At 35.4% G+C, this 14,434-nt stretch carries 15 protein-coding genes; 8 read left to right on the top strand and 7 right to left on the bottom strand.

What is annotated here, in order from left to right:
• Positions 1-12: 12 nt before the first annotated feature.
• Complete coding sequence (locus A9G28_RS04055; RefSeq protein ID WP_065579841.1) at positions 13-1,152, bottom strand: ABC transporter permease; 1,140 nt, start codon at positions 1,150-1,152, stop codon at positions 13-15.
• Positions 1,134-2,105, bottom strand: a complete 972-nt coding sequence (locus A9G28_RS04050; RefSeq protein WP_065568260.1) for an HlyD family secretion protein — start codon at positions 2,103-2,105, stop codon at positions 1,134-1,136. The genes A9G28_RS04055 and A9G28_RS04050 overlap by 19 nt, the downstream gene beginning before the upstream one ends.
• A 351-nt stretch (positions 2,106-2,456) precedes the next feature.
• Between A9G28_RS04050 and A9G28_RS04045 the strand changes: the two genes are divergently transcribed.
• Together A9G28_RS04045 and A9G28_RS04040 are read left to right on the top strand one after the other, a co-directional pair.
• Positions 2,457-3,746, top strand: coding sequence for an NAD(P)/FAD-dependent oxidoreductase (locus A9G28_RS04045; RefSeq protein ID WP_065579840.1), 1,290 nt, complete (start codon positions 2,457-2,459; stop codon positions 3,744-3,746).
• Between the two features lie 88 nt (positions 3,747-3,834).
• Entirely contained in the window at positions 3,835-4,437 is a 603-nt protein-coding gene (locus tag A9G28_RS04040; RefSeq protein WP_065568258.1) for a YiiX family permuted papain-like enzyme, read from the top strand.
• Position 4,438: 1 nt separating this feature from the next.
• On the opposite strand, the gene rnhB is transcribed toward A9G28_RS04040, so the two are convergent.
• Genes rnhB through fabZ form a run of 4 tightly spaced genes read right to left on the bottom strand, consistent with a single transcriptional unit; the run spans position 4,439 to position 7,447 of the window.
• Positions 4,439-5,029, bottom strand: a complete 591-nt coding sequence (gene rnhB / locus A9G28_RS04035; RefSeq protein ID WP_065568257.1) for a ribonuclease HII — start codon at positions 5,027-5,029, stop codon at positions 4,439-4,441.
• Positions 5,030-6,178, bottom strand: coding sequence for a lipid-A-disaccharide synthase (gene lpxB, locus A9G28_RS04030; RefSeq protein WP_065579839.1), 1,149 nt, complete (start codon positions 6,176-6,178; stop codon positions 5,030-5,032).
• Positions 6,178-6,957 (bottom strand): acyl-ACP--UDP-N-acetylglucosamine O-acyltransferase, encoded by a 780-nt coding sequence (lpxA, locus tag A9G28_RS04025; RefSeq protein ID WP_065579838.1) that lies wholly within the window; start codon positions 6,955-6,957, stop codon positions 6,178-6,180. Before lpxA ends, lpxB begins: the two co-directional genes overlap by 1 nt.
• Before the next feature lie 43 nt (positions 6,958-7,000).
• Positions 7,001-7,447, bottom strand: a complete 447-nt coding sequence (fabZ, locus tag A9G28_RS04020; protein WP_065568254.1) for a 3-hydroxyacyl-ACP dehydratase FabZ — start codon at positions 7,445-7,447, stop codon at positions 7,001-7,003.
• A 231-nt stretch (positions 7,448-7,678) separates the two neighbouring features.
• On the opposite strand from fabZ, the gene fkpA reads away from it, so the two are divergent.
• Genes fkpA through tusC form a run of 3 tightly spaced genes read left to right on the top strand, consistent with a single transcriptional unit; the run spans position 7,679 to position 9,227 of the window.
• Positions 7,679-8,488: an FKBP-type peptidyl-prolyl cis-trans isomerase gene (fkpA, locus tag A9G28_RS04015; protein ID WP_065579837.1), complete on the top strand. Its 810-nt coding sequence runs from the start codon at positions 7,679-7,681 to the stop codon at positions 8,486-8,488.
• Between the two features lie 4 nt (positions 8,489-8,492).
• The gene (gene tusD, locus A9G28_RS04010) at positions 8,493-8,858 is read left to right on the top strand and encodes a sulfurtransferase complex subunit TusD (protein WP_065568252.1); all 366 of its coding nucleotides are present in this window, start codon (positions 8,493-8,495) and stop codon (positions 8,856-8,858) included.
• A 15-nt stretch (positions 8,859-8,873) separates the two neighbouring features.
• A complete protein-coding gene (tusC, locus tag A9G28_RS04005; protein ID WP_065568251.1) occupies positions 8,874-9,227 on the top strand; it encodes a sulfurtransferase complex subunit TusC in 354 nt (117 codons plus the stop codon).
• A gap of 208 nt (positions 9,228-9,435) precedes the next feature.
• Here tusC and nagE read toward each other — a convergent pair whose 3' ends face one another.
• Positions 9,436-10,929 (bottom strand): N-acetylglucosamine-specific PTS transporter subunit IIBC, encoded by a 1,494-nt coding sequence (gene nagE, locus A9G28_RS04000; protein WP_065579836.1) that lies wholly within the window; start codon positions 10,927-10,929, stop codon positions 9,436-9,438.
• Positions 10,930-11,177: 248 nt separating this feature from the next.
• Between nagE and nagB the strand changes: the two genes are divergently transcribed.
• The 3 genes from nagB to A9G28_RS03985 are packed head-to-tail and all read left to right on the top strand — an operon-like array spanning position 11,178 to position 14,404.
• Positions 11,178-11,984, top strand: coding sequence for a glucosamine-6-phosphate deaminase (nagB, locus tag A9G28_RS03995; protein WP_065568249.1), 807 nt, complete (start codon positions 11,178-11,180; stop codon positions 11,982-11,984).
• An 11-nt stretch (positions 11,985-11,995) separates the two neighbouring features.
• The gene (gene nagA, locus A9G28_RS03990) at positions 11,996-13,138 is read left to right on the top strand and encodes an N-acetylglucosamine-6-phosphate deacetylase (RefSeq protein WP_065579835.1); all 1,143 of its coding nucleotides are present in this window, start codon (positions 11,996-11,998) and stop codon (positions 13,136-13,138) included.
• A 36-nt stretch (positions 13,139-13,174) separates the two neighbouring features.
• Positions 13,175-14,404: an ROK family protein gene (locus A9G28_RS03985; protein ID WP_065579834.1), complete on the top strand. Its 1,230-nt coding sequence runs from the start codon at positions 13,175-13,177 to the stop codon at positions 14,402-14,404.
• Positions 14,405-14,434 lie beyond the last annotated feature (30 nt).

The following is a 14,434-nucleotide window of genomic DNA, read 5'->3' as shown; positions in this document are numbered from 1 at the left end:
TGGTTTTTCCCCTTACTGTGAATGTAGTCGTCTTACTAGACGTTTTCTTACTAACACAGTAATAATTATTGGATAGATCATTAAAATACCACAGACTTTTAGCACTGAAAGATAGCTAGAGTGACGTAAAAACAGATCAAACAGTTTATTAAGTGCATAAGTTAATGGCTCTAAAGATGAAATGAATCTGGCAATCCATGGCATTGATAGTTCTGGCACAACAATGCCCGAATAAGTTAGCGCCAACCCAACTAAAAGGCCGATATAGGAATAAGCGTCAATTGGCGTTTTTGTAAAAGTATACAGCAAAATACCGATACTTTGCGCAGCAATAACATAGAAAAACACCACTATCATCATTGCAAAGGGGGATCCTGATACACGCGCATCAGAAAATAAAACCAGCATAGCAATTTCAAAAATAAGTAACATCGTAAACCAAATGGTATAAGGGGCTAATTTACCTAAAACAAAAGGGTAGTTTGGACGAGTTCGTTTAGGTAATTGCGCTAATATATGAATCGTTGTTGTAACAACAAATAACTGTAGTAAATGTACCACAGCCGAGAATTGCTGAAAGTACATAGAATTACCGCTGGCATTAAACAGTCCATCATAATTAAAATTCACTTTTGCAAGCTTGGGGACTGCTATCCCAATGCTGGTTGCCATTGTGGTACGGTATTGAGTATTTAATGCGGCAATAAGGCCAGAATAGTCCATAATAGAATACAAGCCCGCACTATAGTATAACGCATTGTAATATAGCATTGGAGTGGGCTGACGGCCAGCTAATACATCTGCTTCAAAATTAGGGGGAATATACAAAATGGCGTAAATTTTTGCTTTTCGCAAATCGCGCTCGGCCTCTGAAAGCTGGCTATCATAGTTAACAAGGCTTGCATGTGCACCCGAATTAAGATTGCGCACAATTTCACGTGATAAAACACTTTTATCATGATCTATATAGCCAACAGGTAGATCAAATAGCACACCGCGGTGGAATATGCTACTGATTAATACAAAAATAATTAGTGGCAAAATCCACATTAGCCAATGGAAAGTAAATCGTTTAAAAATGGTAGGTATTTCAGCATTAAACGCTTGTTTAAAGCGGTGCCAAAAATCCCCAATTAATTGTCTATTTTCCATAATGTGCTCATACCTGCACGTAAATTAGTAATAGGCTTTGTTGGATAAAGCCTAACTTCAAAGGTTTTTAAATCAAAATCACCAGTAGCTCGCGTTGCCCGTTTTGTTGCATAATCACCCATGGGCGCAATATAACGAACTTCAGCCTCAATTTTTTTATTGCCGAGTGCGGGCACTTCAAGCTTAACATGATCACCTTTATGAATATTGGGCATAATGTTTTCGCGAATATTAAATATAAAGTAAGCCTGTGGTAGCTGAATGACAGTTAACAGTGGGCTATTGGCATTAAATAACTCACCAACTTCAGCAGGTATCGAACCAACTTCACCTGCGACAGGTGCTTTTACTTGTAAATCATCATATTGAATTTGTAATTGTTTAAGTTGCTCTTGCGCCTCTTTTAATTTTGCATCGTAAATTTCACGTTGCTCAATGCGATCCCCATTTTGCGCTTGATCTAAATTAGCTTGTGCCGACAGAACTTGTTGAAAGGCTTCATCACGTATTTTTAATGCATTATCTAAGATTGATTGAGAAACATAACCCTTACTAAAAATAGCTTTATTGCGATCATACTCTTTAGTGGCATTAGCATAAGCAACTTTAGCTTGTTGAAGTAATGCTTGATAGTAGCGAATACTTTCTTCACGTGTGCCGTGCTTAGAAAGTGTAACTTGAGCTTGAGCTTGATCACATGCTGCTTGTGCGGCTTTAACTTGTGCTAATAACTCTGGGCTATCGAGCGTTATTAATATATCGTTTGGTTTTACATCATCGCCTCGATTAACATGGATAGCCTGCACCCGTCCTTTAGCTTTTGACGAAATACTAACATTAGGCGCATCAACCTCACCTTGTAAGATAAGCTGACTATTGTGTGAGCGAATTAAAATTGTCATTGAGATTAAAATAACAATTAACACAATCGTAATAAAAATTTTTTTATTCATAAATTTTGTATAGAGTGATAATGATTAGATAAGACCTAAACAATTAGGACGATGGTATGCATTACAGATTTTACATACTTAAATTGTAACGATTACTATATTATAGGTTATACCAAAAATGCTTTATTTCAACAACTAAAGCAGAATTTTTATTTTAAAAAATAAGAATATATTAACATTATGAATAGTCAATATGGCTATATTCTATTTAACTTTTAAATAAATTTTGATAATTATAAAACATCACTTTAATAGGTTTTATTTATAATTGATATTAGTTAAAAGAAATAGATAAAAACCTACTTATTTAGTATGATATTTTCAATTAATATACGATAAGGTTCGAAATTTATGAAAAAAATAATAATTATTGGTGGTGGAGCCGGTGGTTTAGAGCTAGCTACAGACCTTGGCGATAAACTAGGTAAAGACAACCAAGCCGAAATTAGACTAATTGATAAAAACAGCTATCACTTGTGGAAACCTTTATTACATGAATTTGCCACAGGTGTTTTGAACGAACAAGCTGATAAAATTGATTATGCTACACAAGGGCAACAACACAGCTTCCAATTTACACAAGGTACATTTAAAGATCTTAACCGTGAAGAAAAACAAGTTATTATTGAAGATTTAAACAACGAATCTATCTCTGTACCCTATGATATTTTAGTTGTAGCAATAGGAAGTACCTCAAACGATTTTGGCACACCTGGTGTTAAAGAGCATTGTATTTTTTTAGATGACCAAAATGCTGCAATTCGTTTACGTGAAACACTGATTGCCAAATTTGCTGGTTTTTGTTCAATTATTGATGAAAAACAAGAAAAAACTGAAGATAAAATTCGTATTGCTATTGTTGGTGGCGGTGCAACAGGTGTTGAATTAGCCTCTGAATTACCACACATGGTTGAAACATTCGGCGCTTGTGGTCACAATAAAATGTGTTCAGATTTACTAGATGTATCCGTTATTGAAGCAACTGATCGTATTTTACCTGCCCTACCTGAAAAAACAGCATTAAGTATCACTGAAACTTTACAAAACCGTGGCATTCGCGTATTAACAAAAACCATGATCACTAAAGCGGAAAGTGATGGCTTTTATCCAAAAGAAGGCGATACCATTCACGCAGATATTATGATCTGGACTGCTGGGGTAAAAGCACCCGATTATTTAAAAGATATTGCCGGATTAGAATCAAGTCGTTCTAATCAGCTTGTAGTAAAACCAACATTACAAACAACACGTGATGATAATATTTTTGTTATTGGTGATTGTGCTTACGCAATGCAAGACAGCGGACGAGCCGCTCCCGCTACCGCACAAGCCGCACATCAAATGGCAAAAATTTGTTATGAAAACATTGTTAACATGTTAAATAATAAATCCATGAAATCATTCAGTTATACAGATAACGGAACAATTATTTCTTTGCATGATACCGCTCAAGGTGTGGTTAAAATTGCTGGAAAAGGAGAAATGAGCGTTAAAGGCTTTTTTGCTTTAACGATCCATCGCCTATTGTACCGCATGCATCAAGCAAGCTTATTGGGTATATTCAAAACAATTCAATTCGCTAAAACCAGTAAAGAAACGTATAAAAATAAATTTGCTTCTATCTTTACTCATCAAGACTAGTTTCCCATTTAAATAGCTACTTACAAAACACTATTTTATAAGTGGCTATTTTATTTTATAGCATTATTTACAGCTAAAGGTAAATTTAATGCGTTTTGTTATATTGTTTATGCTGTCTTTAGCTAGCTTTATTAGTATTGCTAGTTATAAACCTCAAGATGGGGATATTATTTTTCAATCCTCACAATCAAGACAAAGCCTGGCAGTTGAACAAGCTACAAACTCTCCATACAGTCATATGGGAATTATTTTTATTAAAAATAATGGTAAGCCATATGTTTTTGAAGCTGCTAATAAAGTCGTTTATACACCACTAAATAGTTGGATTGCACGTGGTAAAAATAAAAACTACATCATAAAACGTTTAAAAAATCACAATCTATCCCATAGCGAAATTGCTAAATTAAAGCAAGTCGCAAGTAGTTTTGAAGGCAAACCTTATGATATCTGGTTTGGTTGGGACAATAATTATATCTATTGTTCTGAGTTAATCTGGAAAATTTATGATAAGGCTTTGAAATTGAAAATTGGTCAATTACAAACTATCAAAGATTTTAATCTTTCATCACCTGTCGTGAAGAAAAAATTAAAAGAGCGTTATGGAAACAAAATTCCTTATCAAGAAACGGTTATTTCACCAGTTTCTATTTTTAATTCCCCCTTACTGACAACAGTTGACAAACAATGGTAAATTAAAATACGGCTAAACGCTTAACTGGTGCAAAACTTTTACGATATAAATGATTAATACCATGTTCTTTTATTGCAGCTAAATGCGCTTTAGTTGGATAACCTTTATGCTTAGCAAGACCATATTGTGGATACAACTTATCAAGCTCAACCATTTCACGATCACGAGTAACTTTAGCTAAGATGGAAGCTGCACTGATTTCGGCCACCAACAAATCCCCTTTAATTACCGCTTGAGTTTGAATACCAAAATCTGGACAACGATTGCCATCAACTAACACAAAATTGGGCTTTATGGGTAATGCCGATACCGCACGTTGCATAGCAAGCATGGTAGCATGTAGTATATTCAATTTATCTATTTCGTCTACAGATGCCCTTGCAATGCTCCAAGCTAAAGCATCTTGCTTAATTATATCAAATAATTGCTCACGCTTTTTTTCAGTTAGTTTTTTAGAGTCAGTTAAGCCTATAATGGGCTTGTTAGGATCTAAGATAACCGCAGCGGTAACCACATCACCACAAAGCGGACCTCGACCAACTTCATCAACGCCAGCAATCAGTGTTGCATTTGGGTAAGTAAAATCTAACAACTATGTGGATCCTCTAATTACATCAATTACCGCTTGTGCTGCTTGTTCATCGGCATTACAACGAATTTGATTATGTAAAGATAGAAAGGTTTCCTTCAATATACTATTGTCGCTTTCTAAAAAAGAAATAATATGATTAGTAATATTTTCAGGTGTGCAATCTTGCTGTAATAGCTCTGGCACAATCGCTTTACCCGCTAAAATATTAGGTAAAGAAACATAAGGTGTTTTAATTAATTTTTTAGCGAGCCAAAATGTGAAAGGCTTCATTTTATAGCCAACAACCATCGGACATTTAGCTAACATACATTCTAGTGCTACTGTGCCTGAAGCTAAAATTGCGGCATTACTGGCAATCATTGCTTCACGGGCATGTCCATCTAATAATTGTACATCAAGTGTTGGTGCTATTTCGGCTTTAATTTGTTCAAACTCTTGTCGTCTTTTCGCATTGACTAGTGGCACAACAATATGTAGATCAGGATAGCGCTTACGCAAGAGTATTGCCGCTTTTAAAAAAGGTGCTGATAATAATGCAACTTCAGCATGACGACTACCAGGTAATAAAGCTATACAACGACTATTAAGCGGAATACCTAATTGTTGGCGCATAGCGTGTTGATTTGGGTTAAGTGCAATGTCATCCGCCATTTTGTGACCGATAAAACGGCAAGGTACATCAAATTTATCATAAAACGCTTTTTCAAATGGCAAAAAAGCTAAAATAAGATTGGTATTGCGTTTAATTTTGAAAACACGTTTTTGTTTCCAAGCCCAAACCGAAGGGCTAACGTAATGAATGGTTTTTATACCTGCTTGCTTTAATTTACCTTCTAAAGAAAGGTTAAAATCAGGCGCGTCAATACCAATAAATATATCAGGTTTAAGCTGAATTAAGCGTTGAGTGATATCTCGACGGATTGATAAAATACGACGTAAACGCCCCAATACTTCAACAATGCCCATAACTGACAATTCATCCATTTCATACCAAGCTTGGCAACCTTCGGCTTGCATTTGAGGGCCAGCAATACCAACAAATTCAATATTGGGATGATGTTTTTTCAGCGCACGAATCAATCCTGCGCCAAGAATATCACCAGAGGTTTCTCCAGCAACTAGAGCAATAGTTAACGGTTTATTGACCATTAACGGATGATGCCTCGCGTTGAACGGGTAAAGAAGTCAATAAAAAGTTGGGCTTCAGGCTGTTGTTTTGCAACAGCTTCAATTTGAACTTTGGCTTCTTCTAACGTTAGGCCATTTCGATAAAGGGTTTTATAGCAGTTACGAATCGCTTGTAAAGCTTCTTTGCTAAACCCTCTACGTTTTAGGCCTTCGTAATTTACGCCATGAGGTATTGCATGATTACCTTGAGCAATAACATAAGGTGGAACGTCTTGCGCAACGCCTGAACAGCCACCAACCATCACATGCGATCCAATAACACAAAATTGGTGCACTGCGGTCATACCGCCAATAATCACATGATCATCTAACTGAACATGCCCACCGAGCGTTGCATTGTTGGCTAAGATACAGTGGTCGCCAATATGACAATCGTGTGCAACATGAGCATTGATCATAAATAAATTATCACTACCGATGCGAGTCAAATTGCCACCTTGAATGGTAGCACGGTGAATGGTTACGCTTTCGCGGATCATATTGCGATCCCCAATTTCAGTGCGTGTTGGCTCACCGCGGTATTTAAGATCTTGGTTTACTTCACCAATTGAAGCAAATTGATAAATTTGGTTATCTTTACCAATTTTGGTGTGACCATTGATGACAACGTGTGATTTTAAAAAGGTTCCGTCACCAATTTCAACATTTTCACCAATAAAACAAAAAGGTCCAATTTTGACGTTATCGCCAATTTTAGCGCCTTTCTCAATGACTGAACTTGGATGTATTTCAGTTGCCATAGTATTTCCTTAAAACAATTTGGAATATTTTAAATACCAAATGTTATTTACGAGCGCACATCATTTCGGCTTCGCAAACTAACTTGCCATCAACAGTTGCAACACCATGGAATAGCGCAATACCACGACGCTCTTTAATATACTCAACATCAAGTACAAGCTGATCACCAGGTACAACAGGGCGTTTAAAACGCGCTTTGTCAATTGAAGCGAAATAATAAAGTTGCCCAGGAGACAGCTCTTCAATGCTTTTAAATGCCAAAATACCCGTTGCTTGTGCCATGGCTTCTAAAATTAATACACCAGGGAAAATTGGTTTGTTTGGGAAGTGTCCTTGAAAGAATGGCTCATTCACCGTCACATTTTTTATCGCTTTTAATGTTTTACCTTTTTCATAACTAATCACGCGATCAACCATTAAAAATGGGTAACGATGGGGTAATAAACTGATGATCTCTTCAATATCAAGGGCATTAAGTTCGGTAGTCAAAATAGCTATCCTTATACATTATTTACTCTAAATTCTATACATTATAACTGAGGATACCGCTTTCACTCAAGGATGATTTAAATTGCGAAATATTGTCTACTCTAATTTGTTATCAACATATTAATACAAATTTATAAAATAAATGATCCACAAGCACTATATTATCCTATACCAAATCATATATAATAATTAAAATAATCAACTAAAAAGTTTATAACTTGGAGAAGTATAATGAAATCATTGATTAAAATGACCTTAGTAAGTGGCGCCATTGTTTTAGCATTATCGGGATGTGATGATAAAAAAACAGCTGAATCGAATACTGAAACAACGGAAAGCAAAGTCACTCTTTCAACTGATGCACAAAAAGAAGCTTATGCTTTAGGTTCATCATTCGCAACCTATATGAAATCAAATTTGGAACAAAATGAAATTAAGCCTGATCAAGAATATTTAATCAGTGGTTTCAATGAAACATTCCGTGATGCATCTCAGCTTTCAAAAGAGCAGGTTAAAGATGTTTTAGATGCTTTTGGTAAACGTATTCAAGAAGAAAGTAAAGCACGTTTTGAAAAAGAAAAAGCAGATAATACAGCTGCTGGCAATAAATTTCGTGAAGAATTTGCTAAACAAGATGGCGTTAAAAAAACCAAATCTGGATTGCTTTATCAAATCATTAAAGAGGGTTCAGAGAGCCATCCAACAGCTGAAGATACCGTTATTGTTCATTATACAGGGACATTAACTGATGGGCGTAAATTTGATAGCTCTTATGATCGAGGTGAAACAGCAACATTCCCACTTAACGGCGTAATTAAAGGTTGGACAGAAGGCATTCAATTAATTGGCGTTGGCGGTAAAATTAAACTAGTGGTTCCACCTGAATTAGCTTATGGAGATCAGAGTTTCCCTGGTCAAAATGATAAAGCCTCTATTCAACCTGCCTCAACCTTGGTTTTTGAAGTTGAATTATTGGGTATTGATAATGGTAATACCAAAGACCAAAATTCACAAGAAACTAACTCACAGAAAGCAAAATAATTTTGTGAATTCATTAAATTATACACTTGTTGTTTTGGGTCCTGCTTATGGGACCCAATCTGCTTATTGCGCTTACCAATTTGCGCATACATTGCTGACAAAAACTTCTCATTCAATTAAAAATATCTTTTTTTATGCTGATGGCATATATAATGCCAATCATTATACAGATCCAGCTAATGATGAGTTTAATTTAGTTGTAGCATGGCAACAGTTAGCAAAGAAATATTCATTAACATTAGCTGTGTGTGTCGCAGCAGCGCAAAGACGTGGTGTTACTGAGGGTAATATTGCTGAACATTTTGAATTAACAGGGCTTGGTGAACTGAGTGAATCAATTGCTATGTCAGATCGTACGGTTCAATTTTGATTTAAGGTCGTTAGAATGAAAAAAGTGGCAATTATTATTAGCTCACCACCGCATGGAAATGCTAAAGGTCGAGAAGCGCTCGATGTAGCTTTAGCTGTATCAGCCATCAATCATGTTTCGGTTTTTTTCATAAATAATGGGGTATTGCATTTATTGCCTAATCAACAACCTAATCAAATTTTAATGCGTGATTATATTGCTACACTTAATATGCTTGAGCTTTATGATATCGAAGATGTTTATGTATGCGAATCTTCATTAGAAGCACGAAATTTAGCAAATGCCACATTAAATATTCCTAATAAAGTGCTTGATGCGCTATCTATAAGTCAACTACTTTCTATTCAAGATGTCATCTTACGGTTTTGATTTTATAGTGAAAAGTATATATTTCCTGAAACTTCTTTACAAATATAATATTCAACAATAAAACTAATCTGATTTTTATTAGCTATATTTTTATACGATATAAATTCATATAGTATAAATAATCCACCTTACCTTTCAGCAAAGCTGATTAATAAGATGGATTACCATGTTAAGTCGATTTAATCGAATAAGTTTTATTTTAACTTAATTAGACTAGCTTTTTCATCCCGTCGGCAATTTTTTCAGCTTGCGTTCCAACGACAATTTGTACGCCCGTTTTACCTAATTTAATAACTGCCATTGCTCCTAGTGCTTTGGCTGCTGGTTCATCAATTAGATCAGAATCATTTACACCTAAACGCAAACGTGTAATACAAGAATCAATATTAGTTAGGTTTTCTTTACCACCTACAATTGCTAAATATTGCTCGGCAAGTTTAGAAATATCACCAACAGTTTGCTTTTGCTGAACATTTTCAGTTGATGAAACAGTAGTATCATCGTCTTCACGACCCGGTGTTTTAAGGTTAAATTTAACAATAACAAAGCGGAATACCACATAATAAACAACAAAGAACACTAATCCTTGAAGAATTAACATATACCAGTGAACAGCAAGCGGATTACGACTTGAAAGTAGCATATCCACTAAACCAGCACTAAAACCAAATCCTGCAATCCATTGCATTGCAGCAGCAATATAAAGTGAGATACCAGCCAAAACAGCGTGTACAAAATAAAGCATAGGTGCAACAAACATAAAGGCAAATTCTAACGGCTCGGTAACGCCTGTAAAAAATGCAGCAAATGAAGCAGCTAACATGATTGATGCCGTTTTATCTTTATTACCTTTTTTAGCTGTATGATACATAGCTAACGCTGCACCAGGCAAGCCGAACATCATCACAGGGAAAAATCCTGCCTGATAACGGCCAGTAATACCTACTGTTGCTAACCCACTTTCAATAGATTTTTGTCCACCTAGGAAGTTTGGAATATCATTAATTCCAGCCACATCAAACCAAAATACTGAGTTTAAAGCATGGTGTAAACCAACCGGAATAAGTAAGCGGTTGAAGAACCCATAAATACCTGCACCAACAGCACCTAATTCTTTAATATATTTACCAAAAGCGACCAGTGCATCATAGATAGTCGGCCAAACAAAAAATAAAATAGCTGAAATTAATAGCATAACAACTGAAACAATAATAGGTACAAGCCTTTTACCACTGAAGAAAGATAATGCTCTATGTAATTCAACTTGGCTAAAACGATTATAAAGTTCCGCAGCAATAATACCGACAAGTATACCAATAAATTGGTTATTTATTTTTTTATATGCCGCTGGAACTTGGGCATCCCACCCATCTAAACTGGTGTCAATGCCATTAAATAAGGCAATAGAATTGGGAGAAAGTAAGGTTGTAACAACTAAAAAACCAACCAAACCAGACAAGGCAGCCGCACCATCTTTATCTTTAGACATGCCGTAAGCAACACCAATAGCAAAAAGTATTGGCATATTTTCAATAATTGCACCACCAGATTTAATTAAAAAAGCGGCGTAAATATTGTTTTGCCCCCAACCATTGGGATCAATCCAATAGCCAAACCCGAGGAGTATTGCCGCAGCCGGCAGAACTGCAACAGGCACCATCAGTGAGCGCCCGATACGTTGCATATAAGCTAAAATTCCCATAAGTGTTACCTCATATTTGTTGAAATGGTACTTAAAGAAGTATGTGTAATTATATATTTTTAAGTAAAAACAGCTTGGTTATTATATTTCATCTTATATTATTTTACTTCGCAAATTAATTATTGCTTTTTTGTGACTAAAATCACTATATTTTTTGATTTATTGTCTTAATATAGTAAAATATATTCAACATTTTTTACTTAAAAAAAAAAGAGTTTATTTAATTATATCAAAAGAGGTGATATCTCATGAGACTTATTCCTTTAGAAAATGCACAAGAAGTCGGCGCTTGGGTTGCAGAGCGTATTGTTAATAAAATTAACCAATTTAAACCAACAGCTGAGCGCCCTTTTTTGCTAGGTTTACCAACAGGAAGTTCACCATTAGTTATGTATCAACAACTCATCAAACAGTATAAAGCCGGAAATGTTAGCTTTAAACATGTTGTTACATTTAATATGGATGAATACGTAGGACTTCCAGAAGATCACCCGCAAAGTTATCATACTTTTATGTATGAAAATTTTTTCAACCATATTGATATTGACAAAAATAACATCCATATACTAAACGGTAATGCACCTGATATTGATGAAGAATGCCGTCAATACGAAGCGAAAATTAAAGCTTATGGCAAAATTAATATTTTTGTCGGTGGCGTTGGCCAAGATGGACACATTGCCTTTAATGAACCAGGATCTTCACTTTGTTCTCGTACGCGTATTAAAACATTAACTGAAGACACACGCATTGCTAACTCTCGCTTTTTTGATAATGATGTCAATCAAGTGCCAAAACATGCATTAACTATTGGTGTTGCAACTTTAATGGATGCACAAGAAGTGATTTTGTTAGTTTGCGGTCATAACAAAAGCTTAGCGCTGCAAGCAGGTGTTGAAGGTAGTGTTAACCATCTTTGGACCGTAACTGCACTACAAATGCACCCTGCATCAATTATTGTTTGTGATGAACCAAGTACTGATGATCTTAAAGTGAAAACCTTAAAATATTTTAAACAGATGGAAACTGATAATCTTAAAGTAACCATTTTATAAAGGATAAACTTATGTACGCATTAACAAATTGCCGTATTTATACAGGTTATGAAATCCTTGAAAATCACGCTGTTATTATCGACGGTGATAAGATTGCAAAAATCTGTAAACAAAACGAATTGCCGGTGGGCATCACCATTAAAAATTTACAAGGCGCAATAGTTGCGCCTGGGTTTATTGATATTCAAGTCAATGGTTGTGGTGGTGTACAATTTAATGAAACGCTTGATGCACTAAGTGTTGAAACCTTAGAAGCAATGCAGGCAACAAATCTTATCTCTGGTTGTACTAGTTATTTACCCACTTTAATCACATCGACTGATGAATTCATGATAAAAGCGGTTAAAGTGATGCGTGAATATCTAACGACGCATAAAAACCAAGCACTTGGCTTGCACCTTGAAGGGCCTTATATTAGCCCTGAAAAGAAAGGTATTCATGATGAAAATATTATTCGACAACCATCGCAAGAAATGATTGATTTTTTATGTGAAAATGCTGATGTCATTAAAATTATTACTTTAGCGCCAGAAAAAGTAGAAAGCCACTTCATCAAACAATTGGTTAATGCAGGTATTCATGTGTCTGTTGGCCATTCTAATGGCCATTATGATGATTGCCGTCGTGGATTTAACGATGGTATTCGTTTGGGAACGCATCTGTTTAATGCCATGCCTTATATTTCTGGGCGTGAACCTGGTGTTGTTGGCGCTATTTATGATGAACCTGAAGTTTATGTTGGTGTTATTGCTGATGGTCAACATGTAAGTTGGGCAAATATTCGCAATAGCCACAAAATTAAACAAGATCATTTAATTTTAATTACCGATGCAATGTTACTTGCTGGATCAAACTTAGAATCTGGTGTATTTGCAGGTAAAACCATTTATTATAAAGATGGTCGATGTGTTGATGAAAATGGGACGTTAGGCGGCTCTTCCTTAACCATGATAGAAGCTGTAAAAAATGCAGTCGAATATGTGGGTATCGCCTTAGATGAAGCATTAAGAATGGCGACACTTTACCCAGCAAAAGCAATTGGTGTTGATAAACAACTTGGCTCAATTAGTGAAAATAAAATTGCGAACTTGGTTATTTTTGATCGTGACTTTTCAAACGTGAAAACGATTGTTAATGGAGAGATGAACAGCTAGAATGCTAGATAGTTAACGAAAATATTGAGATAAAATATGACCTTTAATTATCTAAATCTAGTTGGTAATGCTGAATTAATCAAACAATTAAATTATGCCATGATTTACCGTTTGATTGTTCAGCAAGCGCCTGTATCTCGAATTCAACTAGCGGAAATTAGCCAATTAGCACCAGCAAGTATAACTAAAATTACTCGTCAACTTCTTAAAAGCAATCTAATAAAAGAAGTTGATGCACAACAATCAACAGGCGGGCGACCAGCCGTTTCAATACAAGCAAAATTTGATTATTATCAAACAATTGCTGTTCAATTAAGTCGTTCCCGTGTTACCATTGAACTTTATGATCTTGGTGCTAAAAATCTAGTTACCGAAATTTACCCACTAACTACATTTACCCAGCAATTGGCTGAAGAGTATTTAATCGCGTTAATTGAACAATTTATAGAACAGAATAGTAAAAAGATAAAACACCTTGTGGCAATATCTGTTGTACTACCTGGTTTGGTCGACTCTGTACGCGGAATTATTCGTTATACACCGCATATTCCAGTTAAAGCATGGCCTTTAGCCGAAGCATTACACCATAAGTTTAATATTTCGATTTTTATTGGTAATGATATTCAAAGTTTAGCTTTAGCGGAAAGTTATTTTGGCTCAACCCAAGATGTAGATGACTCAATTTTGATTCGTGTACACCGTGGTGTTGGATCAGGCATCATTATTAATCAACAACTGTTAACTAATCATAATCAAACGGTGGGTGAAGTTGGTCATATCCAAGTGGATGCATTAGGTGAGCGCTGTCATTGTGGTAACTTTGGTTGTTTAGAAAATCGAGTTATTAATAAAGCAATTGAGCATCGAGCCAAACAAATGATTGAGCAAGGTTACCCAACTAAATTAAGTTTGAATAATTGTAATATTGCCAATATCTGTAAATATGCTAACCAAGGAGATGAATTGGCAATTAAGTTAGTCAAAGATGCCGGTGAAAATCTTGGTAGAGCAGTTGCTATGATGGTGAATATTTTTAACCCACAGAGTATTGTATTAGCAGGTGAATTGACAAAATCGCCCGAAATACTATTGCATGCGGTAAATAGTGCATTAAACGCACAAAGTTTAGAAGAATTAAGAAAAAATCTTACTATTCATTGTTCATCGCTCAATGACCGTTCAGCAATTGGTGCATTTGCATTAGTGCAACAAGCTTTATTTAATGGTTCATTATTAATGACATTGCTGGAAGATAAAGAATCATAGCCTATAGTTATAAAAATATAGTTATAAAAA

The organism is Gilliamella sp. Fer1-1, assembly GCF_001690825.1.
In the GTDB taxonomy this organism is placed as follows: Bacteria; Pseudomonadota; Gammaproteobacteria; order Enterobacterales; family Orbaceae; genus Gilliamella; species Gilliamella apicola_C.
This window is presented reverse-complemented; position numbering and strand designations above follow the sequence as displayed.